Source organism: uncultured Mailhella sp. (genome assembly GCF_944324995.1).
Lineage (GTDB): Bacteria > Desulfobacterota > Desulfovibrionia > Desulfovibrionales > Desulfovibrionaceae > Mailhella.
Genome location: NZ_CALUYL010000007.1, coordinates 15,954 through 39,099, shown reverse-complemented (window position 1 = coordinate 39,099; position 23,146 = coordinate 15,954). Strand labels below are relative to the sequence as shown.

At 60.4% G+C, this 23,146-nt stretch carries 15 protein-coding genes and 3 tRNA genes; 2 read left to right on the top strand and 16 right to left on the bottom strand.

The window, feature by feature from the left end; genetic code table 11:
- Position 1 precedes the first annotated feature (1 nt).
- The 7 genes from Q0K02_RS04650 to Q0K02_RS04620 all read right to left on the bottom strand — a co-directional run bounded on the left by Q0K02_RS04650 (position 2) and on the right by Q0K02_RS04620 (position 11,032).
- Positions 2-1,915 (bottom strand): TRAP transporter permease, encoded by a 1,914-nt coding sequence (locus tag Q0K02_RS04650; protein WP_294485493.1) that lies wholly within the window; start codon positions 1,913-1,915, stop codon positions 2-4.
- Between the two features lie 104 nt (positions 1,916-2,019).
- A complete protein-coding gene (locus Q0K02_RS04645; RefSeq protein ID WP_294485491.1) occupies positions 2,020-2,877 on the bottom strand; it encodes an amidohydrolase family protein in 858 nt (285 codons plus the stop codon).
- A 626-nt stretch (positions 2,878-3,503) separates the two neighbouring features.
- Positions 3,504-5,486 (bottom strand): sigma 54-interacting transcriptional regulator, encoded by a 1,983-nt coding sequence (locus Q0K02_RS04640; protein WP_294485489.1) that lies wholly within the window; start codon positions 5,484-5,486, stop codon positions 3,504-3,506.
- A gap of 347 nt (positions 5,487-5,833) precedes the next feature.
- Positions 5,834-6,610 (bottom strand): N-acyl homoserine lactonase family protein, encoded by a 777-nt coding sequence (locus Q0K02_RS04635; protein WP_294485487.1) that lies wholly within the window; start codon positions 6,608-6,610, stop codon positions 5,834-5,836.
- An 18-nt stretch (positions 6,611-6,628) separates the two neighbouring features.
- A complete protein-coding gene (locus tag Q0K02_RS04630) occupies positions 6,629-7,405 on the bottom strand; it encodes an aldolase/citrate lyase family protein (RefSeq protein ID WP_294485485.1) in 777 nt (258 codons plus the stop codon).
- Positions 7,406-7,519: 114 nt separating this feature from the next.
- A complete protein-coding gene (locus Q0K02_RS04625; RefSeq protein WP_294485483.1) occupies positions 7,520-8,461 on the bottom strand; it encodes a glycyl-radical enzyme activating protein in 942 nt (313 codons plus the stop codon).
- A gap of 78 nt (positions 8,462-8,539) precedes the next feature.
- On the bottom strand, positions 8,540-11,032 hold the full coding sequence (locus Q0K02_RS04620) for a pyruvate formate lyase family protein (protein ID WP_294485481.1): 2,493 nt from the start codon (positions 11,030-11,032) through the stop codon (positions 8,540-8,542).
- Between the two features lie 310 nt (positions 11,033-11,342).
- On the opposite strand from Q0K02_RS04620, the gene Q0K02_RS04615 reads away from it, so the two are divergent.
- The gene (locus Q0K02_RS04615; protein ID WP_294485480.1) at positions 11,343-12,731 is read left to right on the top strand and encodes a sigma 54-interacting transcriptional regulator; all 1,389 of its coding nucleotides are present in this window, start codon (positions 11,343-11,345) and stop codon (positions 12,729-12,731) included.
- Between the two features lie 553 nt (positions 12,732-13,284).
- On the opposite strand, the gene Q0K02_RS04610 is transcribed toward Q0K02_RS04615, so the two are convergent.
- From Q0K02_RS04610 to Q0K02_RS04600, 3 genes are all read right to left on the bottom strand, one after another.
- A tRNA-Asp gene (locus Q0K02_RS04610) sits at positions 13,285-13,361 on the bottom strand.
- 36 nt (positions 13,362-13,397) lie between these two features.
- Positions 13,398-13,474 (bottom strand) — tRNA-Asp (locus Q0K02_RS04605).
- Between the two features lie 10 nt (positions 13,475-13,484).
- Positions 13,485-13,560: transfer RNA gene (locus Q0K02_RS04600), tRNA-Val, on the bottom strand.
- Positions 13,561-13,570: 10 nt separating this feature from the next.
- Here Q0K02_RS04600 and Q0K02_RS04595 point away from each other — a divergent pair.
- A complete protein-coding gene (locus Q0K02_RS04595) occupies positions 13,571-13,834 on the top strand; it encodes a hypothetical protein (RefSeq protein ID WP_294485479.1) in 264 nt (87 codons plus the stop codon).
- Between the two features lie 297 nt (positions 13,835-14,131).
- On the opposite strand, the gene mnmG is transcribed toward Q0K02_RS04595, so the two are convergent.
- The 6 genes from mnmG to rpsU all read right to left on the bottom strand — a co-directional run bounded on the left by mnmG (position 14,132) and on the right by rpsU (position 23,097).
- Positions 14,132-16,012: a tRNA uridine-5-carboxymethylaminomethyl(34) synthesis enzyme MnmG gene (mnmG, locus tag Q0K02_RS04590; RefSeq protein ID WP_294485478.1), complete on the bottom strand. Its 1,881-nt coding sequence runs from the start codon at positions 16,010-16,012 to the stop codon at positions 14,132-14,134.
- Between the two features lie 376 nt (positions 16,013-16,388).
- Entirely contained in the window at positions 16,389-18,194 is a 1,806-nt protein-coding gene (gene rpoD / locus Q0K02_RS04585) for an RNA polymerase sigma factor RpoD (RefSeq protein ID WP_294485477.1), read from the bottom strand.
- Complete coding sequence (dnaG, locus tag Q0K02_RS04580; RefSeq protein WP_294485476.1) at positions 18,184-19,902, bottom strand: DNA primase; 1,719 nt, start codon at positions 19,900-19,902, stop codon at positions 18,184-18,186. Before dnaG ends, rpoD begins: the two co-directional genes overlap by 11 nt.
- Positions 19,903-19,919: 17 nt before the next feature.
- Positions 19,920-22,253: a Smr/MutS family protein gene (locus tag Q0K02_RS04575; protein ID WP_294485473.1), complete on the bottom strand. Its 2,334-nt coding sequence runs from the start codon at positions 22,251-22,253 to the stop codon at positions 19,920-19,922.
- A gap of 4 nt (positions 22,254-22,257) precedes the next feature.
- Positions 22,258-22,710 (bottom strand): GatB/YqeY domain-containing protein, encoded by a 453-nt coding sequence (locus Q0K02_RS04570; protein ID WP_294485471.1) that lies wholly within the window; start codon positions 22,708-22,710, stop codon positions 22,258-22,260.
- 183 nt (positions 22,711-22,893) lie between these two features.
- Positions 22,894-23,097 (bottom strand): 30S ribosomal protein S21, encoded by a 204-nt coding sequence (gene rpsU / locus Q0K02_RS04565; RefSeq protein ID WP_077074093.1) that lies wholly within the window; start codon positions 23,095-23,097, stop codon positions 22,894-22,896.
- Positions 23,098-23,146 lie beyond the last annotated feature (49 nt).

The window sequence follows — 23,146 nt, the reverse complement described above, 5'->3', positions numbered from 1 at the left end:
ACTAGGCTCCCTTGGTGATGTTTTCAGTTTCCATGCTGCACTTGCCTGCCGCCCGACACTTGATGATCTGGGAGGCGACGGCGAGAACTATGCAGGCTATGCCGATGACGTCGGTGATCTTGCCGGAATCCACCATCATGAAGCCGCCCACGATGAACAGCGCGCGTTCCACGATGTTGGCGTTGGTCTTGAAGTAGCCCTGCACGCCGGCGGCGATGCTTATCACGCCGAGGAAGGAGGTGCAGGCCGCCTGGATCAGGGAGAACCAGTCGCCTTCAAGCAGGAGGTTGGGCTGATAGATGAACATGAAGGGAATGATGAACGATACGCAGGCGAGCTTCATGCCCACCATGCCGGTGCGCATGGCCGAGGCGTCTGCGATGGCCGCTCCGGCGTAGGAGGCCAGGCAGACCGGAGGCGTGATGACGGAGAGCACGGCGTAGTAGAGCACGAACAGGTGGGCCGACACCACGCTGAAGCCGGACTTGATGATGAGCGGCGCGCCGAGGCTGGCCACCAGAATGTAGGCGGGAGCGGTGGGCACGCCCATGCCCATGATGATGCACACGAGCATGATGAGCACGAGGATGATGAAGCGGTTGTCGCCGGCGACGGAGGAGACGAAGTTGATGAAGGTGAAGCCGAGGCCGGTGAGGGTGATGACGCCGACGACGATGCCCGCGCAGGCGCAGCACGAAGTGATCATGAGGGAGTTCTTGGCGGCAAAGACGAAGGTGTCGTAGAGCTTGCGGATGCCCATTCTGGTGTCTTTGCGGATGAAGGACATGAGATAGATGGAAAGGGTGGAAAGCAGGGCGGAGAATACCGGACTGCATCCCATGACCATGAGCACGATGAGCAGCAGGATGGCGGAAACATAGTATATCTGCCGATAGATGCGGCGCACGTCGGGAATCATTTCCGGGGGAATGGTGCCGGCATTGTGCTTGCAGGCCTCGAAGTGGATCATGAAGAAGAGGCTGGCGTAGTACAGGATGGCGGGCAGCAGGGCGGCCTTGGCCACGGCGAGGTAGCCGACGCCGGTGATGTCGGCCATGATGAAGGCCGCGGAACCCATGACCGGGGGCATGATCTGACCGCCGGTGGAGGCCACGGCTTCCACGGCGCCTGCGAAGGCGGGCTTGTACCCCACCTTCTGCATCATGGGAATGGTGATGTTGCCGGTGCCGTACACGTTGGCCACGGCGCTGCCGGAAATGGTGCCGAACATGGCGCTGCCGAAAATGGCCACCTTGGCCGGGCCGCCCTTGGCGTTCTTGGTCCAGTAGCAGGCGAGGTTCATGAACAGATCGTTCATGCCACTTTTTTCAAGAAAGGCGCCGAAGAGCACGAAGGCGAAAATGATGGTGGCGGCGTTCGACAGGGGCACGCCGTAAATGCCGTCGGTGAGCAGGAAGACGTGTTCCACGATTTCTTCCACGGACTTGCCCGAATGATGCAGGAATCCGGGGAGATAGTCGCCGAAATAGGTATAGAGAAGACCGCACGTGGCCACGATGACCAGCGCAATGCCCGACGTGCGGCGGGTGATTTCAAGAACGAGGAGGATGGCGGCCACGCCGATGAACATGTCGACGTCCGTCAGCGGATCGACGTAGGGCAGCCTGTCGAAGATGTAGTCGAAGTAAACGTAGAAGAACGAAGCAATGACGAAGGCGAGAATGCAGCAGATAAAGTCGACGACGCGCAGAAATCGGAAGGAGTTCGACTTGCCGTAGATGGGAAAGATAAGAAATGTAAGCGCCATGACGAAGCCGAGATGGAAGGCTCGTTGTATGGAGGTGTCCAGCACATAGAGACCGGAGATGGTCACTATCTGATAGATGACGAACACAATGCAAATGGCATTGGTCAGCGGCGTGATGATTTTCTTTTCAAAGGTGTCTGACGACATGGCGAACTCCTGCTGTCATGCACGAGGCCCCGGCCTTTGCGTCCTTCTTCGGATGCACGCCGGGGCCTGTGGCGTATTGATGGGCACGTTGACGTGCCGGGCTATCAGAATCGACGGTAGTCTTCAGGATCAATACCAAGCGCACGAGCCGCGTTCTTGTACATGACCTTGTCGCGCACTTCCTCTCTGAGCGGGAAGGAATTGAAGATGTCCAGCCCTTCCTTCATGGGCACGAAGGGATAGGAGCTGCCGAACAGGAACTGATCCTGAATCATGCAGTTGGCGGCGTCGATGTAGCGGCGCCACCAGGCGGTGTGGTTCAGATACATGTCGGGGCACAGGAAAAGGTTGGGATGACGCAGCGCGCAGAAGATGGACTGATCGACGTAGGGAACGCCGCCGTGAATGTTGATGACGGTCAGCTTGGGGAAGTCGTTCAGCATTCTGTCGAGATAGACGGGGTCGGAATAGCTGACGTCGGGTCCGGTCATGCCGCCGGCCATGATGAACACGGGAATGTTCTTTTCCTGCAGGTAGTCATACATGGGGTAAATTCTGGCGTCGTTGAAATACATGGGCTTCGGGCCGCGGCCGGGTTCCAGACAGACGGCCTTGACCGGGCCGTTCACGACCCACTTTTCAATGAGTTCCATGGAGCGGCGGAGCTGGCAGGTGTCCAGGGCAATGGCGCCGTAGAAGCGCTTCGGATAGTCGGCCATGATCTGGGCCACTTCTTCCGGAGTGACGTAGGGCTCGGGAGCCGCGCCCCAGCGGGCGGGAGCCAGACCCAGATCGATGCGGGCTTCATCCATTTCCTGCAGGCAGAGTTCCAGGGATTTTTCCCGGACGGAAGGAGCCATTCCCACGCCGAAACGCTTGTGGAATTCATAGGCGTGACCATTGTACACGGTGGAATGGAGATACGATTCCGTCGCGGGGCGCAGTCTTGCATCAATAATCATCTGATACTCCTTACAAGAATAAAGTTGCCTGTGACACCGGCGTTGTGAGCACCGTGCGCACATGGGGTGTCGGATTATGCCCTTTATGTAGCAAATAGCGTGCCAACAACCGCGATTTCCGCAGAAAAAGAGACGTGAAGAAGAGATATTTATAATCTATTGATATTATTATTTATTATAAACGGTAAGCCTGCGCGTTGCGCAAAAAGTCCCGCCGACGGAACGTCCGGGGCGGCATGTGATTTTTTATCTGTGTCTGTTTTTTGAAAAACAGACACGGAAATTCCAAAAAACAGACAAAGAGGTATGGTCCGACATGCGGCCGTTGTACAAAATCCATGCGCAGCGTCTACCGCCAGGTGGCCGCCTGTCCTGCGTCCGGGCGCGTTCGGTCGAGGCGCTCGCCGAGGCGCGCGTGGCGAAGACGCCCCGCCTGGAAAGGGTAAACTGCGCCGCATGACGGGCGGCAGAGAATACGGCAGCGCAAAAAAGGACAGCATGATCCATACTGTCCCTGAATATTCGTTTTTTGGAGTATGATAGGGGAGATGATATTTCTGCAATAAGAAGCATTATCTTGCGTACATCTTTGGAAACATCATTGAAAATATACATATACATGAATACTATTTGTATATTTTCGGATCAATGCCGTACTTTGCGCACTTGTAGTAGAGCGAGCTTCGGGAGATGTTCAATATTTTTGAACTTCCGTACACGTTTCCGCGCTGTTGCGAGAGAATGTTCCGTATGATGGCTTCCTCGGTCTTATACAAAGACTGACTGCTGAAGTCGTGCATGGTGGAGGAATGCGCCGGAGCCGTGTCGTCCAAGGCAACGTATTCGCTCACTATGGAAGAGGGAATGTGCTCAAGACGAATGGTGTCGCAGCGGCAGACATAGACGGCGCGGGTGATGACGTTTTCAAGTTCGCGCACATTGCCGGGCCAGGAATATTTTTTGAAGGCTTCCAGTACCCTGTCGTCTATTTTTTTTATATCGGTGTTGAAGTTGTTGGATATTTTATAAACAAAGTAATTCGCCAGCGTTTCCACGTCTTCCATGCGCTCCCTGAGCGCGGGAATGTGAATGTTGAACACGTTCAGACGATAGAAGAGGTCTTCGCGGAACATTTTTTCGGCAATCGCCTTGTGCAGGTTCCGGTTGGTGGCGGCAATGATCTTGACGTTGATTTTTCTGCTCTGCTGCCCGCCTATGCGGCAAAGTTCGCCGTCTTGCAAAATTCGTAACAAGTTTGCCTGAATGTGCAGAGGCATTTCGCCTATTTCGTCCAGAAAGATTGTGCCTCCGTCCGCAAGCTCGAATTTGCCTGCCTTGCCGTGCCGGCTTGCGCCGGTGAACGCGCCTTCGGAATAGCCGAACAGTTCGCTCTGCACGAGCTCGTGGGGGAGAGCGCCGCAGTTCACGGCGATGAAGGGCTTGCCGGAACGCGCGCTCGCGTTGTGAATGGACTGCGCAAACAGTTCCTTGCCGGTGCCGCTTTCGCCGATGAGGAGCACGGGAAAGTCGTTCAGGGCCGCGCGTCTGGCGTAATCGACGGTTTCCAGCACGGCGGGCGAACGGCCGACGATGTCCTTGAAGCTGTACACGGCCCGGGGCACGGGGGCCTTCTTGAGATCCTTGATGCGCGAGACTTCCCGGAACGTGAGCACGATGTCCTGATTTTCGGAGATGGACATGGAAATCACGCAGGTGATGGAGATTCCGGTCAGGGCGTTGACGCACACGGACTTTTCGTCGATGAAGGGCGTTTTGTTGACGATTTTTTCCGTGACCACGCTGTTGAACGACATGAGGTCGAAGATGTTCTTCGAGATGCTTTCGCTGTCGAGGTCGAGCAGTTTTTTGGCGTACTTGTTGACGAGATAGACGGAGAAGTTGTGTTCGAGGAAGATGAGGCCGTCGGTGAGCACGCTGATGAGCGTGTTCTGCCGCTGCAGGAGGGTGTAGGCCTTGATCTGTTCGGTGATGGCGTTGACGGAAATTTCGATGATGCTTCGGATGAACGGCTTGAATTCGTCGGCCCTGACGATGACGCCGAGAAAGCCGAGCACATGGGTTCTGGTGGCGTTCCAGACGGGGGAGGCGGTGCAGGCGATGTTTTTGTTCTGGATGCAGTAGTTTTCGTTGCCGATGACGGTGATGAGCTTTTCTTCGTGGCGGCAGGTGGCGATGCCGTGCGTGCCGATGTGGCGTTCGTCGAAGGTCATGCCGAGGCAGACGCTGTCGTCCTGGCTGCGCAGGTCGATGACGGTTCCGGAGGCGTCGGTGAGAATGACCGTGCGGATGATGTCTTCATTGAAATAGAAGATGTCGGACAGGATGACGGAAGAGCAGGAAATGAGCACGTCGTTTTTCTTGACGGCCTTGTCGAGTTCCTTCTGCGGAACGATGACCGTTTGCAGCGACTGATAGTTGACGTTGTAAACCTTGCTTCTTTTCCAGGAATTGTAAATGGAGTTGCGCAGTACCTTCTTGTCGATGTTTTCGCCGCGGATGAACATTTCCCATTGATTTTTTACCTGTTCCTGACAGTCGGCGTCGCTGGGAACCTTGAAGATGTTTTTGGAGAGTTTCTGATACAGCATGCCGCACTCCTCCCGCCGTTCTTGCCCGGAACGCTCGGCCCTCTTGGCGCCGCTGGTGCTTGTTACATGAAAACTACCTGAAAATATTTATTTAATAGGTACATAAATTTTCTTGTGTTGTAAAGGCGCTGGTTCGTTTTGCCCGGCAGATCCGCCTTGTCGGACACGGCGGAGACGGTGGCGAAGTTACGGCTTTCGAGCGCGGCGGAACCGGCGGAAGCACTGATCCCGCCGGTTCGGATTTTTGCCGGAGGCGTCGGTCACAGCCGTTCGGAGCCCTGTCGCCTGTGGTCTGCGCCGGTCGTCTTTGGGCGCTTCCGGTTCCTGGGCGACGGTGTCGGCCTTCGCTACAGCAGGCGGTACACGGCCGGAGCGACTTCGGGAAAGCGTTCCCGCACGCCGGGGTCGTGCCCCGGGATGACGTTTTCGGCCGTTTTTGCCGTGCGGCGGATGGTTTCCAGCGCCTGAAATACTTCGTTCACGTCGTAGTGGATGCCGCAGGGAATGGTTTCTTCCAGATTTCTGAGAAGCGGACAGACGTCGCTGGTCAGAAGCCGGATTTCGTTGTCCTTCCGGACGCTGACGGCCAGAAGTCCCGGCGTGTGACCGCCGAGGCGCACGGCGGTGATGCCGTCGGCAATGGGGCAGAGATCATCCTCGATGATGCGGACTCTGCCGTCGAAAAGCAGGTTCATGAAGTTTTTCAGCGCCGGGAAATAGTAGTGCTTCGCGTAGGTTTCATACTTCATCCACGCGCTTGTCACGTAGTGGATTTCCTTCTGATGCACGTGATAGACGGCGTTGGGGTAGAAGTTGTCGCCGGCGTAGTGATCCCAGTGCAGATGGGTGAGAATGACGTGGCGGACGTCTTCGGCGCTGAAGCCGAGGCTCTTGAGAAAATCGACGGGATGAATCTGCGGTTTAAATTCGATGTGCAGAGCCTCGGTGCATGCCGGGGTAAAGGACTGGTCCACGAGCACGGGGCCGAGATCATCGTCCACGATGCACCAGTTGAAGTAGGCGGAATAGATGGTTTCGCCTTTTTTTTGCCGGTACTGATAGAGCATGTTCTGCATGTTTGCGGGACGTATTCCCATGCAGAAAGCGTAAAGCGCCTGCACCATGTGTCACTCCGTGAAGAATTAATGCCCGGCTGCGGCGAGAAGCGCGGTCAGATCGTGTTTGGCGTTGTCGGCAACGTAGCGCAGATCGGAGCCCAGAGAGATGATGTTCCCTCCTTTTTCCCGGAAGTATCGCGCGCCGTCAAGGGAGAACTGGAATGATCCCACGCTGATGCCGTGCGCGGCGCATTCGGCGACGGCCCGGCCCACGTATTCGCGAAATTCAGGATCCGCCATGCCGCGCGGCACGCCCATTTCCTGCGCGAGGTCGCCGAGGCCGATGAAGAGCGCGTGGATGCCGGGCACCCGGCCGATGTCGAGAATGCGCTTCATGGCTTCTTCCGACTCTATCTGCGCGATGAGGCATTGCCGGTCGTTGGCCGTGGCCGCGTAGTCCTTCAGCGTGCCGAAGCGGGTGAGTCGGGTGGTTCCCGCGTAACCGCGTATGCCCTTGCGCGGATAGGTGCAGGCGGAAACCAGGGCACGGGCTTCGTCCGCGCTCTGCACCAGCGGAAACATGAGGTTGTCCACGCCGAGAAAGTCCATGACGCCCTTGAGCGCGTCGGGGTCGTGTCCGGGCACGCGGAGCACGGGCGTGCAGCCGGGGCACACCTGCACGGCCCGCACCTGGGCGAGCATGTTTTCCGGCGAGGTGAAGGTGTGCTCGGCGTCGATGACGATGAAGTCGTAGCCCAGGCAGGCCAGCATTTCGGTGATGTGGCTGTTGCCGCTGAACACGATGGTTCCCAGAGAAACGCCGCCTTCGCTGATTTTTCTGCGGAGCGGATTGAGCGTCATGAAAAGCTCCTTGCTGAGCCGGCGGCGTCGGGCGGCGTGCCGGGAAGAAGGTCGAAAGGACGGAGACTCCTCAGAAGGGGCGCTCCGTGCGGCCGGAAGACGGCGCGGCCTTGTCTAGTCGGTCGGGCAGACGACGCGCACGCGGCTTGAGGCTGTTTTGCGCAGGGCGGCCATGGTTTCCGCGGAAGGGCTGGAGACGCCGGCAAGGGAGTAGGCCCGGCCTATGTTGCCGTACTTTTCTTCGCCCAGGCGGTGATAGGGCAGAAGCTCGTAGGACGCCTGAGGGAATTGTCCCGCAAATTCGGCGATGCGGGCGATGGTGTCGTCATCGTCGTTGAAGCCGGGAATGATCGGGGTGCGTATGAGCACGGGCAGGTTCGGCATGTCGCGGCACAGACTGGTGATGTTCTGAAGAATGAGCCGGTTGTCGACGCCGGTTCCCCGGCGGTGGGCTTCAGGATCGATGTGCTTGACGTCGATGATGGCCTGATCGAGATACTGGGCCAGACGATGCAGGGTGTCGTATTCGGCGTAGGCGCAGCTTTCGATGGCGACGTGAATGCCTTCTCTGTTGGCCAGGCGGCAGACGGCTTCGGCAAAGCGCGGCTGGGTGAGCACTTCGCCGCCGGAGAGGGTGATGCCTCCGGAGCTGTAGTTGTAGAAGAGCGCGTCGCGTGCGGCCATGCGCATGACCTCGCCCGCCGACACGCTTTTGCCGATGACTTCTATGCAGCCTGAGGGGCACACGGCGGCGCAGGTCCGGCAGTTGACGCAGGCGGCGGGGTTCCAGACCACGGCGTTGCCGTTGCGGCTCAGGCAGCCGCGCGGACAGATGTCTATGCATTTGCCGCAGCGTTCGGCGCCGAGGCAGCGGGTCACGCGCCGGGAAATCTGCGGCGAGGCGGTCTGGGATTCCGGGTTGCAGCACCAGTAGCAGCGCAGCGGACAGCCTTTCAGAAAGATGGTCGTTCTGATGCCGGGTCCGTCGTGTACGGAGAATTTTTGTACGTTGAAGATGGTGCCGGTGACCTGTTCAAGTTCGCTGTCGTGCATCATGGGCGTGTCCAGAAGGGCCGGCGGAGCGCCGCGGCCGGAAAAAGAGGGCTGTGCCCGCTTTCGCGGGCACAGGGAAGGCTACAGAGTGGTGTGCTCGACTCGGGCGATGATTTCATTCTGCAGCGAGGGGGAGAGATCGACGAAGTAGGCGCTGTATCCGGCTACGCGGACCAGCAGGTTCTTGTAGGTCTTGGGATCCTCCTGCGCCTTGCAGAGGGTTTCCCGGTTGACGATGTTGAACTGCATGTGCCAGAGCTTCAGGGCGCAGAAGGTGCGTATGAAGCCCACCAGCTTGCGGCTGCCTTCGCGGCCGGCCACGGTGTTGGGGCTCAGCTTGATGTTGAGCAGGCGGGAGGCGCGTTCGGGCAGGCCCACGAACTTGGAATGCGCGTTGGAGAGCAGCACGGCGGTGGGGCCGTTCACGTCTGCGCCGTGGGAGGCGGAGGAGCCTTCGGAAAGGTAGGTTCCGGCGAGGCGTCCGTTGGGCGTGGCCCACACCACCTTGCCGAGCGGAATGTGCGAGGTCACGGGCACGTAGCGCACGTCGAGCTCGGTGTTGTTGCCGGTTCTGTGGGCGTGGGCGAATTCCGTGGCCGCCTTTTCCAGATCGTAGCCTATCTGGTCCACGTACGGATCGTCGTTGCCGTACTTGGGGCAGAGCTCGACCATGTGCAGAATGTCGTCGTAGCCTTCAAAGTTGGCGTCCACGGCCTTGCAGATCTGGTCCATGGTGAGCTTCTTTTCCTCGAAGACGAGCTTCTTGATGGCCGCAAAGGAATCCAGCACCGTGCCGAGGCCTATCATGTCGAAGAAGCCGATGCTGCAGCCGCCCTTGACGTTGTTGGAGTGCAGATCGATGCACTGTTCGAAGGCCTTGTCGTGGAGCATGGAGAAGAGCGGCGTGGCGAGATTGGCCGCGCGCACCTTTTCCACGCACATGACGAGGATGTAGGCGTGCTTGAGCATGTTGAAGAGCTGGGCCTTGAAGGCGTTGAACAGCTCGTCGAAGCTCTTGAAGTCGGCGGCATTGCCGGTTTCAAGGCCGTAGAGAGCGTTGTTGAAGTAGTGCAGACGGCCGTTGTTGAGGGTCATTTCCAGCACGGAGCCCAGGTTGAGCCACGGATGCGGGGTCAGACAGGTATCCCAGTTGGGCAGGCGCACTTCGGTGCAGCCGGAGGCCGCCCAGTCGTTGGCCACGGCGATGGGCACGCCCTTTTCCAGGTACAGGGGAATGATTTCCTCGTCGTTGAAGATTTTCGGGAAGCCGGAGCCTTCCTTGACGGTTTCGGCCACTTCCATGAGGAAGCGGTCGGGGGAGAGCGTGTGCACGCGCACGGCGAGGTCGGGATAGTTCAGCGGCACTTCGCGCTTGGAGCGCAGAATGAGATACGAAAGTTCGTTTGTGGCGTCGTGCCCGTCGGGAGTCTTGCCGCCCACGGTGACGGCTTCCCAGTGGGCGTAGCCTTCATAGAAGGCCTTGGCCTGCGGGGACACGCTGATGTTGATGTAGTCGGCAATCTTGATCCACAGGCATTCGAGAATTTCCAGGGCGTCGTCGTCGGTGAGGGTTCCGGCGTCCTTTTCGGCCTTGTAGAAGGGGTAGAAGAGCTGATCGAGGCGGCCGTTGGAAATGACGGAGCTCGTGCGCTGTTCCAGGCGGGAGAAGCACTGGAAGAACCAGTGGGACTGCACGGCCTCGTAGAAGGTGCGGGCGGGCTTCATGGGAACCTGATCCAGGGCGTCGGCCATGCGGCGCAGTTCGGCGGCGCGGGCGGCGTTGCCTTCCTTGTCGGCCATGCTCCGGGCAAGTTCCGCATAGCGGGCCGCAAAGATTTCCAGCGCGTCGCACGTCATGATGACGGCCTGCAGGAACGGAATTTCGTTCAGGCAGTTGCTCGCGTCCAGAGGATCGAAGCGGGAGAGCTTTTCTCTGGCCTCTTCGCGGATGGCGCTGAAGCCCTTGTTGATCACCTTGGCGTAGTCGGGCACCCACTGGAGGGAGGAACGGGTGGAGGCGGTCTGCGTGATGATGTATTTCTGGCCGTAGTAGTCTTCATCCTTGAAGATGAGGCGGCGGGTTTCCGCGGGCACGGCTTCAAAAAGCTTGTCGAGAATGGTGCGGCCGCGCCAGTACGGGGCTATTTCGCGCATCTGGGCCGCGGCTTCGTGGGAGAGGTCGTAGTAGGGGTTTTCGCCTTCAAAGGCGTCGGCCACGCGGTCGAGGAAGCCGCCTTCCAGTTCGGGAAAGATGATGCCGTGCCGTCCGGCCTTGCCGTCGCAGCGTCCGGCCAGAAGCTGATCGTCTTCAATGAAGATGGGCAGATTCTTGGCGATGTTCATCATGGCCTTGGCCCAGCGCAGACTCAGATGCTCCCCTTCGGTCTGCTTGAACGTTTCCGTGAACAGCACGGCGCGTTCCATGCTGATGCGGGGAAGTTCCTGATCGCGCAGTCTCTGCAACATGCGATAGACGCGCTTGCGGCCGGGGGTGAGACCTTCCTTGGGAATATCATACAGGTGTCCGAGCTGGATTCTTTCTTCCTGGGGGGTGAGACAGGCTACGCAACTCACGGCAAAACCTCCTTGGTGTTTGTTCCTTATCTAGCAAGTATCGTGCCAAGGCGATGTTTTTTGTCTATCCTTTGGAATAACTGGATGTTTTTTGCCTTGTCGAGACAAGGTCAAGATTGTATGCTGTTCAGATAGTGAACACTTTCTGTTCAGTGTTCACAACATGAACAGCTTTTCACGAAGCACGGCGCGTATTTTCACGCGCGGCGCGGCACGCGCCGGGCAGCCGTTTTGGGAAGCCCGGCAGGCGTGAACGTTCGCGTCATTGTCGAGAAAGGAAGCTTGAGGATGTTGCCGCTCGGGAGGTGTTATGAGCGCAGCCTTTGAGTTGTCGGAGGAATGTCTTGCCGTTCTGCGTTCTCTGCCGTTCGGCGTGTACGTGTGCGACAGAAACTGCATCGTGCGGTACATCAACGACGCGTATGCGGCCTACCTCGGCAAGTCGCCGGAGGAGGTTGCGGGGCACAGCATCTACGAATTTCTTGAGCATTCCCGGGCCCGTCAGGTCATGCGCAGCCGCAGGAGCGAACTGTACGACGAAAGTTCCGTCCGGCCCGAGATGACCAACGAGAGAATTCTGGTCAACCGCATTCCGCTCATCAACGCGGACGACGAGGTGTTCGGCTACATTTCGCAGGTCATGAGCATCGGCGATCACGGCTGGACGGACATCCTCGGTCGCCTGAACGTGGCCGGACACGCGCTGCGGAAGTTTCAGTTCACGACGTCGGGCGAAGGGGGAAGCGCCGACGAGCGGCATGAAATCATCGGGGCGAGCTCGGTGATACGCGAACGCATAGACCGCGCCGAACTGTACGCGGCCACGGATGAAGCGGTCATGATCGTCGGGCCGACGGGCGTGGGCAAGGAGCTCTTCGCCCATGCCGTGCATCGGGGCAGCCGCCGCGCCGCCAAGCCGCTCATCAGCCTGAACTGTGCCACGCTTTCGCGCGAGTTCATCAATTCCGAACTGTTCGGCTATGCGCCGGGCGCGTTCACCGGGGCTTCCCGCAACGGCAAGATGGGCCTCATGGAGCTGGCCGACGGGGGCACGCTGTTTCTGGATGAAATAGGCGAACTACCGCTGGAAGTGCAGGGCTCGCTGCTCCGGGCGCTGGAAACGCACACCATTCAGCGCGTGAACGATCTGCATCCCCGCAAGGTGGATTTCCGGCTGATTTCCGCCACCAACTGCGATCTTCCGGCCATGGTGGAAAAAAAGCTGTTCCGGGCGGATCTGTACTACCGGATCAGCGTGCTCAGCATCGACATTCCGCCGCTGGCGAGCCGCAGGGAGGATATCGCTCTTCTGGTGCGACATTTTCTTGAGCATCTGCCGGTGCCGGACGTGTCCATTGACGAGGAGAGCCTCGACGTGCTCATGCGCTACGACTGGCCGGGCAACGTGCGCGAGCTGCGCAACGCGGTCATCTGCGCGGCGGTGAATTCCGGCTACGGGCGCATCGTCAGGCGGAATCTGCCGTCGTTTCTGCTGGAGGAGAAGAGTACGCCGGCGGCGATGCAGGACGCTGGCGGCCTCTCCCCGACGCATGCCGGAGAGCGGGAGATCATCCGCGAGGCGCTTTGCCGCAGCGGCGGCAACATGGCCCGCGCGGCGCGCGAACTTCGCATGTCGCGCACGACGCTGTACAAGAAGGTGGCCGCCTACGGCCTTTCCGCGCCGTTCGAGAAGTCATGAGTCGGCCGCCCCGGAACGGGGATGAAGATTCGGGCAAAAAAACGTCGGTTTGAAGTTCGGACCGACGTTTTTTCTGGAGCGGTGACTGGGGAAAGCCGAGAAGAGTGTCCGGCGCAGAAGCCGTGCGCTGCACCCGGCGCAGTTGCTTTTACTCTGTGTTTATCAAGGGAGGCGTCTGGAGCAGACAAGAGTGGAGCGACTCGTTCCGTGCAGACATGTGTGCGTTGTGTTTTCTTGAAGCGCGTTGCGCGTCCGAAACTGATGCGCCGCGTCCGCCTCGGAAAGAAGGACGACGTCCGGCAGAAACAGGGGACGCGCTCCGCGCAGGCGCACGCGTGGGTACCGTGCCCGCTCAGGGAGGTGTCGCGAGCGCCCTGGAGCGGCACTCCGCGCTTGTCGTCGGCCTTTCTCCCAAAACGCGGCGGGGGCGGACTCCGGCGGGCGCAGTCCTGCAATCAGGCCGTCCGCAACGGCTCTCGCCGTTCACGCACGGAGCCGTTCCCCCGCAGGGTAAAAAAAAAAGCCCCGCAAAACATGTTTGCAGGACCTTGAATGGCGAAGCGGATGGGACTTGAACCCACGACCTCCGGCGTGACAGGCCGGCGTTCTAACCAACTGAACTACCGCTCCAAATATGGAGTGGGCAAAAACCCTTTTAAACAAAAGTGGCGAAGCGGATGGGACTTGAACCCACGACCTCCGGCGTGACAGGCCGGCGTTCTAACCAACTGAACTACCGCTCCACTTTTCGCATGGTGGGCAGTACAGGACTTGAACCTGTGACCCCCGCCGTGTGAAGGCGATGCTCTACCAACTGAGCTAACTGCCCATGCGCAGGTATGTGTTTATGGAAAATGCCCCCGTCTGTCAACAGAAAATTTGCCCTCTTCGCAATTTTTTTTGAAAAAAGTGCGATGATAATATTTAATATACTGATATTATTTATTTTTATTGTTTTCATGCAAAAAGCTGCCGAAAAACGGCATGGCAGGCTTTTCGGTCGTGGTCTTTTTGATGTCGGGCCCTGCGGCCTCTGGACGGTCGAGGCGGGCGCGTCGGAAGAGCCGGGCAGGCGTGGTGCAGACGAGGAAGAGCAGCGCTGAGCGATCGCCGTCTGCCTGCGGAAGCGGAGGGAAGAGCGTCTTTCAGGAAAGGTGTTTTTGCCGTTCACGGCGTCTGCCGGAACCGCGCGGCAGCGTGGCGCATCCTCCGGGACCGGGCCGCTTCAAGTTCCGTTCACGGCGTGCGGCTGCCGGAAGGCGTGAACTGCCCGCGGAAGACGCCTTCTGGCCGCAGGGGCGCGCGTAGTCAGCGGAAAACAAAGAGCTGCCCACGAAGACCGTGAACAGCTCTGAAAAGGCGGATGTTCCCGCAAAAAAGCCTGCGCTGCGCAGGGCGCGTCAGCGCTGATGCTCCGTCCGGAGAAGACCGCGCTTTTTCAGCTCGATTTCCAGGCAGGCCAGCGCTGCGGGCGTGACGCCGGAAATGCGTCCGGCCTGCCCCAGCGTGAGGGGACGAATGGCGTTCAGCTTTTCCTGAATTTCCCGCGACAGCCCGGAAATGCCGGTGTAGTCCATGTCTTCGGGCAGGCGTATGGCTTCCTGACGCGCCGCGCGGCGCACGAGTTCGTCCTGAAGTTCCAGATAGCCGGAGTAGCGCAGAATGATTTCCGTTTCCTGAAGCACGTCGTCGGGGGCGCTGTCCAGTTCCGGCAGGAACACGGAGAGGCGGCGCAGCGGAAGCTGCGGACGGCGGCCGAGATCGGCCAGCGTGACGGCCTGCGTGGGGCAGGGCTCGCCGAGTTCGGCAAAGGCGGCCTGCGTGGCGGCGTCGGGGGTGAGGCGCACGGAGGTCAGCTTGTCCATGAGCGAGTGCAGGTTCTGCTGCCTGTCGCGGAAGACGCGCCACTGTTCGTCGCCCACAAGGCCGATGTCGCGGCCGCGCGGGGTGAGGCGGGCGTCGGCGTTGTCTTCGCGCAGCAGAAGGCGGTATTCCGCGCGCGAGGTGAACATGCGGAACGGCTCGTTGGTGCCCTTGGTGACCAGTTCGTCGGCCAGCACGGCCATGTAGGCTTCGCTTCTGGCGGGCAGGAAGGGCTCTCTGTTCCTGATTTTGGCGTCGATGTTGAGCGCGGCCCACAGGCCCTGCGCGGCGGCTTCCTCGTATCCGGAGGTGCCGTTGATCTGACCGGCGAGCCACAGGCCGTCCACCTTGCGGGTTTCAAAGGTGGGACGCAGCTGCACGGGATTCACGTAGTCGTACTCGATGGCGTAGCCCGGACGCACGATTTTGGCGTGTTCGAGACCGCGGATGGAGTTGACCATCTTTTCCTGAATGTCCAGCGGCAGGCTGGTGGAAATGCCGTTGGCGTAATATTCCTCGCGGTTCAGACCTTCGGGTTCGATGAAGACGTGATGGCGTTCGCGTTCGGGGAAGCGGGCCACCTTGTCCTCCACGGAAGGGCAGTAGCGCGCGCCCACGCCGGTGATGACGCCGGTGAAGAGCGGCGAGCGGTCCATGCCGGAGCGGATGATGTCGTGGGTGTGTTCGTTGGTCCAGGTGATGAAGCAGGGCACCTGCGGCAGCACCGGGCCGGGGCCGCTGAAGCTGAAGCCCTGCGGCGGATTGTCGCCGTACTGGGCTTCCATGGCGTCGAAGTCGATGGAGCTTGCCAGAAGGCGCGGGGTGGTGCCGGTCTTGAGGCGGCCGAGGGTGAGGCCGAGCGAGCGCAGCGAATCGGAAAGACTCATGGCGGCGGAGTCGCCGAAGCGGCCGGCGCTGTAATGCACGAGGCCCACGTGGACGAGCCCGCACAGGAAGGTGCCCGTGGTGAGCAGCACGTGATCGGCGAGAAATTCCTTGCCGAGCTGTGTGCGCACGCCGACGACTTTGCCGTTTTTCGCGAGAATGTCGGTAACCATGTCCTGCCAGATGGTGAGGCCTTCCTGCGCGAACATGTCGCGCTTGACCGCGGCAAGATAGGATTCGCGGTCTATCTGGGCGCGGCGGGCGCGCACGGCCGGGCCCTTGCTGGCGTTCAGAATGCGGAACTGAATGCCGGCTTCGTCGGCCCATTTGCCCATGCAGCCGCCGAGGGCGTCGATTTCGCGCACCAGATGCCCTTTGGCCAGGCCGCCGATGGCGGGATTGCAGGAAAGATGACCGATGCGGTCCACGTTGCTGGTGACGACGAGCACGTTGTGGCCCAGACGGGCGAGCGCCATGGCCGCTTCACAGCCGGCGTGTCCGGCCCCGACGACGATGCAGGAATAATGTGTCATGGTGATAAGAAATCTGGAGGTTGAACAGGGCCCGCCTTTGCTGCGGCGGAGGGGGAAAAGCGCGTCCGGGGCGAGGTTGGACGTTCGGGCGATCAGTCCTGCGCGCAGGTGCCGCCCCGTGCCCCGGCAGAGCCGGACCTTGTCGGACAATCGCCCGCGGAAGAAGCGGAACTGCGGCAGAACGCTTGCGGCGCAAGGGCCCGCCGTGTTCAGAAGGCGCGCCGTTTCCTCTGCGGGCAGGGCGCTGCGAAGCGCGTTTGCCGTTCCGGTACGCGTGAGGCCGCGCTGCCGGATCACCGGAGGCGGCCTCATGACGAAAAAGCGGAAGCCGCCTCGCGCCGAAGAGATCGGAACGAAGCGGACTTCCGCTGACGGATCAGTTTTCGTAGAAGGAGCGCAGGGTCTGGCTTCTCACCGGATGGCGGAGCTTGCGCAGGGCCTTGGCTTCGATCTGACGTATGCGTTCGCGGGTGACGTTGAAGAGCTTGCCCACTTCCTCAAGGGTGTGGTCGGACTTCTCGCCGATGCCGAAACGCTTGCGCAGCACCTGTTCCTCGCGGGGAGTGAGGTCGGCGAGCACGGAGGCGATCTGTTCGGAGAGCTTGGTGTTCACCACTTCCTCGGCGGGGGCCACGGCCTTCTTGTCCTCGATGAAATCGCCGAGGCTGGAATCCTCTTCGTCGCCGATGGGGGTTTCGAGGGAGATGGGTTCCTTGGCGATTTTGAGCACCTTCTTGACCTTGTCCACGGGATAGTCCATGCGTTCGGCGATTTCCTCGGGAGTGGGATCGCGGCCGAGCTCCTGCACCAGATAGCGCGAGGTGCGGATGAGCTTGTTGATGGTTTCTATCATGTGGACGGGAATGCGTATGGTGCGGGCCTGATCGGCGATGGCGCGGGTGATGGCCTGCCGGATCCACCAGGTGGCGTAGGTGGAGAACTTGTAGCCGCGCTGATACTCGAACTTGTCCACGGCCTTCATGAGGCCGATGTTGCCTTCCTGAATGAGATCGAGGAACTGGAGTCCGCGGTTGGTGTACTTCTTGGCGATGCTCACCACGAGGCGCAGGTTGGAACGGATGAGTTCCTGCTTGGCGCGCATGGAGGCGGACATGCCGCGACGGATGCGCCACAGCACTTCTTCGAGGTCTTCCACGTTGTGGCAGCACTTTTCGCGCAGGCGCTGAAGGCTTTCGATCTTGCCCATGATGAGTTCCTTGTAGGAAAACATCTTGTCCACGCTCATGTCGAGTTCCGCGGCCACGTCCTGCATGGAACGGGTGCGGTTGTCGAGCGCTTCGAAGAGGGCTTGCAGCTCTTCCTGCGTCTTGCCGGTGGTGGCCGCGTAGGCGTCGAGTTCGCGCTGATAGTTCTTCATCTGGCGCACGTAGTCCTCCACGGTTTCCACGATGCGGTCGATGAGGGTTTTTTCCAGCTTGATTTCGCGCAGACGGGAAACCACTTCCTCCTTGTACTGGAGAATTTCCTTCTGCGTGGAGGCCACGCGGCGCTCCAGCGTGCAGCAGGCGTCGAGCTTCTGATAGATCTTGTGCTTCTTCTTGTAGATGGCCTTGATCTCGTCGAGGAGCAGGATGACGCGCTGACGCTGATTCATTTCGTCTTCGGTGGGATCGTCTTCCTCAATGGTCTTGACCACGTCCTTGAGCTTGATGCGGTTCTGCTTGAGGTCTTCGCCCACGTTGATGAGTTCTTCCACGGCCACGGGCACTTCCACCAGGGCGTAGAGCACGTCTTCTTCGCCGGTCTCGATCTTCTTGGCGATGACGACTTCTCCGTCGCGGTCGAGCAGCGGCACCGCGCCCATTTCGCGCAGGTACATGCGCACGGGATCGGTGTTGCGGGCGGCGAAGTCGCCGGAATCGTCGGCGGAAAGATCGAGGGGAAATTCCAGCGCGCCGTCGTCGGTCTCGTCGAACACGATGTCCACGGGATCGTTTTCCGCGTCGGCGTGGTTGACGACTATGGACTTGCCTTCCTTTTCGGAATCGACAATGGCGATGTCCATCTGATCGAACATCGCAATGATTTCCTCGAAGTTTTCGGGCGTGCTCATCTCCGCGGGGACAGATTTGCTGACTTCCTCGAACGTGAGGTAGCCCGCAGACTTGCCCTTGGCGATAAGAGCCTTGACCTGCTGGATTTCTTTAAGATTATTGGTCACTACGCCTCCCTCGCGCTTCAAGAAGCGCGCGCATGTATTCCCGTTGTGTTTCCTGGCTGGCCGTTCCCTGGCGAAGGGCCGCCACCACGGAAGCCATGTGTGATGTCTTCTGCAAGTTGATAAGCATTTGTCGAATGGCGTTCAGTTCGCCTTCCTCGTCGTTGAGCGGGGGGGCTTCCTGGCCCCGGCAGCGGATCCAGAAGGTTTTTTCCTTCGGATCCAGGTCGTCGAAGGCCTGCTCGGAGCAGGCGGCGGCCAGCTTGTCCCAGAGCTTGAGCGCCCAGGGTTCCCGCAGGGCAAGATCGGCGCCGGCGGCCTGAAGATCGGGCAGCCTGTGCGGATAGCGCACCGCGAACGTCATGATTTCCCGGTCACGGCTGATGGAGCGGGGCGCCGTGCTGCGCCGCTCCTGCGCGCGGGGCGCGGCGGCGCTGCGTCTTTCCAGAACGCCTCCGCGAAGATCGGCTTCGGAGAGGCCGAGTCCGGCGGCAAGGCCTGCCGCAAAGCGGTGAAAAAGTTCCGGCATGTCCACCTGCGAGAGAAAGTGCCTCGCCCATTCCACGGCGTCGCGCGGAGCCATGCCGCGCAGCACGGAAATGCAGAATTCAAGCCCGTCCTGGGCGTGGGCGCGCAGATCCTCCACGGCGTCCGCGCCGAAGCTGTGGAGCATGCTGTCGATGTCGTTGTCGTCGGGGAACAGAACTACTTTGCACGAAAGCCCGCGCGAGAGCAGCATTTCGCAGGAGCGGAAGGCCGCCTTGCGTCCGGCGTTGTCGCCGTCGAACATGAGTTCGAGGCTTGAGCTGAAGCCGGAAAGCCGCTTGATCTGATCCGGGGTGAGCGCGGTGCCGAGCACGCCCACGGCCTGCGTGTAGCCGTACTGGTGCAGGGTGATGACGTCCATGTAGCCCTCGGTGAGAATGACGCTCTTCTTCACGGCAATGGAGGGCCGGGCCTGAAAGAGGCCGAACAGATGTTCGCCCTTCTTGTAGATGGGCGAATCGCTGCTGTTGATGTACTTGGCGTCGTCGTCTCTGGCGAGCGCGGGAAGAATGCGTCCGCCGAAGGCTATGGCCTGTCCGGAAAGGTTGCGGATGGGGAACATGAGCCGGTTGCGGAAGCGGTCGAAGGTGCGTCCGCCCTGACTCTTGGATTGCAGGCCGCATTCCGCGGCGGTGCTCAGATTGAAGCCCGCACGGCGCAGCGTGTCGCCGAGATCCTGCCACGAATCCATGCTCCAGCCGAGGCCGAACTTTTCCACGAGCTCGGGCGAGATGCCCCGCTCGCCGATGTAGTCGCGGCAGGCCGCGGCGGTCGGCGAGGACAGATTGCTGTGAAAATGCGAGGCGGCGAGTTCGTGCATCTTGAGCATGTCGCGCTTCTGGGAGCGCTGTTCCCGGGCCTTGGGATCGGCGCGGTAGGAGTCGAGACGCACGCCCGCCTCTTCGGCGAGGGCGGCGAGGGTTTCCTTGAAGTCGAGGCCGTTGAGGCGTCCGTAGAAATCGAAGATGTCGCCGGAGGCCTGGCAGCCGAAGCAGTAGAAGGTTCCCTGTTCCTCGTTGATGGAGAAGGAGGGCTTGGTCTCCTGATGGAACGGGCAGGGCGCGACAAGACGGGAGCCTGCGGGACGCAGCTCCACATATCGCCTTGCCATGTCGGCGAGGCTGAGGCGCGACTTGATTGCCTGTATCACATCGTTGTTTTTCATGACGATAAGCCCGTGTCTTAGCGGAACAGAACCTGAGTCATGCCGTCGCCGCCCTGATCTTCGGGCGCAGTGTGGTAGGAGGCCACGCCGGGGAAGGTGCGCAGAAGTTCATGCACGGCCTTGCGCAGCGCGCCGGTTCCGCGTCCGTGAACGATTTCCACGCCTTCCACGCCGGAAAGCAGGGAGCGGTCGAGAAACTGTTCGAGTTCCGCTAAAGCTAAATCAGCACGTTTCCCCCTCAAGTCAAGACGCAGGAAGGAAACTGGTCTCGAAACTCTGGCGGTCACGGTTCCCCTGGGCGCGGAAGGCGCGCCGGAGGCGGGCTGAAGATCGGAAAGCGGGGCCCACATGGTCACGCCGTTCAGGTCTATCTTGCCCTTGCCGTTCTTTTCGTCGAGTTCGCGCAGCACGGCCTTGCGGTTCCACATGCGGTGCAGCACTTCGCCGCCCACGGTGAAGGCCGAAGGATCGGCCGCAGGCTTTTCCTCCTCCATGTCGCGCGCGGAACGGGCGAGATCGGCCCGGAGCTTCGACATCTCCTTCTGGGCCTGCTTGGCCGTGGCCTTGCCGCTCTTGTAGTCGCGCATGAGCTCCTGCGACATCTTGCGCACTTCCTCGTCGAGTCTCTGACGTTCCTTTTCCAGCTTCTGCTGGAGAGACTCGCGCTTGTCGCGCATGCGGCGTTCCTCGTCCCTGAGACGGGCGAGTTCCTCTTCCCGCTGACGGGCGAGCTCGTTGAGCCTGTCCATGACGGCGCTTGCGTCGTCGCCGTCCATGAGCAGATAGTGCTCCGCGCGCTTGAGCACGGATTCGGGCAGACCGTGTTCGCGGGCCACGTCGAGGGCCTGGCTGGCGCCCACCTGATCGTAGGCCAGGTGGAAGAGCGGCTTCTTGGTGGACGGATCGAACAGCACGGAGGCCGCGCGCACGCCGTCGTGGGTGAGCGCGTAGCTCTTGAGCGCGGGAAAGTGCGTGGCCGTCACGGTGTAGGCGCCCTTTTCGAGCATGCCGTCGAGCACGGCCTGCGCAAGGGCCGCGCCCTGCGAGGGATCGGTGCCGGAACCGAATTCGTCGAGCAGCACCAGGGAATGGCGGTCGAGGCTTTCCCAGATGGAGGCGAGATGGTGAATCTGACCGGTGAAGGTGGACACGTGATCGTCGAGACTCTGCTCGTCGCCGATGAAGGCGTAGACGCGGTTCCAGTAGGGGAGGGTGGCTCCGCCGTCCACGGGAACCGGGAGACCGGCAAGGGTCATGAGCGTGATGAGTCCGAGGGTCTTGAGCGCCACGGTCTTGCCGCCGGCGTTGCCGCCGCTGATGACGAGCACGCGGTCGCCTTCGCGAAGCGTGAGGTCGGCGGGCTCGATGCGGCGCGGACCGGCATAATTCTTGTCTGCGGCGTGGCGGGCGGCCTCAAGCACGAGCAGCGGATGCCTTGCGCCCGGGAGACTGAGCAGGGCGTCTTCCTCCAGCGGCACGCAGCGACCGCTGAGGGCCGCGCCGAGGGCGCACTTCGCCTGACCGAGATCGATTTTCACGAGCAGCTTCCACGCGGCTTCGACCTGCGGCATTTCCTGAACGAGCAGGTCGGCGATCATGCGCATGACCTTGCGCTCTTCCTCGCGTTCCTGCTGCTTGAGTTCCTGAAGGCGGTTGTTCTGCTCCACCAGGAACATGGGCTCGAAGTAGAGCGTTTCGCCGGTGTTGGAATAGTCGTGAATGATGCCCTGAATGCGTCCCTTGAAGTTGGCCTTGAGCGGCAGCACGTAGCGGTCGGACGAGAGGGTCATGTAGTCGTCCTGAAGGTAGCGGCCGATGTTGTACTTTTCGGCGAACTCCTTGACGCGGCGCAGACAGTTCTGATGGATGCCGCGCAGCTCTCCGCGCACGAGCAGAAGTCCGGGAGAGCTTTCATCTTTAAGGTAGCCGTCGTCGCTCACGCAGCGCATCAGCGCGGAAAGGGAAAGTTCCGGCATGGGGAGCTCGCAGGCGAGGGCGTCGAGCAGGGGGCGTCTGGACGCTCCCGCGTGAATGCTTTCGGCGGCGCGGCGCGCGAGTCCGAGCGTTTCCTTGAGGGCCCACAGGCCGTCCATGTCGAGCATAGGATCGGCATGCGTGCGCACGTGCGCGAGAAGACCGGAAATGTCGGGAAACGACACCGGAGAAAATTCCCCTTCGGCCAGCCAGGAGCGCGTTTCGTCGTAGCGAAGCTGGGCGTCGCGCACGGTCTGCGCGTCGTTCATGGGGCGCAGGAGAAGAGCGGCTTCCTTTCCCGCCTCGGAGAGGCAGAAGTCGGAAAGTCGTTCAAGCACGCGGGGAAATTCGAGAGCGTGAAGAGTCCTTTCGTCCATACGATCAGCGGGCCTGCTGGAGACGGGCCTTCACGGCGGCGCTCACGGCCTTGCCGTCCACACGGCCCTTGTATTCGGCCATGATGGCGCTGATGGCGCGGCCCATGTTCTTCATGCCGCCTTCAAGCAGCGGAGCCACGGTTTTTTCCACCACTTCGGCAAGTTCCTCGTCGGAGAGCTGCGCGGGCAGGTAGGACTGAAGCACCGCGGCTTCGGCGGCTTCCTTGTCGGCCAGATCGGCGCGACCGGCGGCGTTGTACTGCTCGATGGAATCCTGACGCTGCTTGACCTCGCGCAGAAGCACGTCCATGTAGTCGTCGTCCTCAAGGGGACGCATGAGCTCGACCTGACGGTTCTTGGCCGCGGTTTTCAGCAGGCGCAGCGTGCCGAGCTTAACCTGATCCTTGGCCTTGTAGGCCTGGATATAGTCCTTGTCTATCTGTTCAGCGATACTCATAGCAGTCATCTTCATCCGTCGCGAAGGGAACTTCGCGGAAAGAAGGACGACGGCGAAGCCTTGCGGCCGCACCGTCATGAAATGGCAAAAGAGCCGGAAATCAGCCTGCTGAAAGGTCCAATTTCCGGCTCCGTACCGGCTTGCATACGGTTCAGAACCCATGCGAACCGTTGTCGTCGAAGATTAACCCATGTTCACCTTGCGCATCTTCTTCATGAGGCGCTTGCGGGCAGCGGCCTTCTTCTTCTTGCGCATGACGCTGGGCTTTTCATAATGCTGACGCTTCTTCATTTCAGAAAGAACGCCGGCCTTTTCCACCTGCTTCTTGAAGCGACGCAGGGCAATGTCGAAATTGTAATCGTCTTCGTTGAGAAAAACTCCGGGCACAGAAATCACCCCCTTTTCAGCGAATCTCTTGTTCCGTCCGATCCGCCAG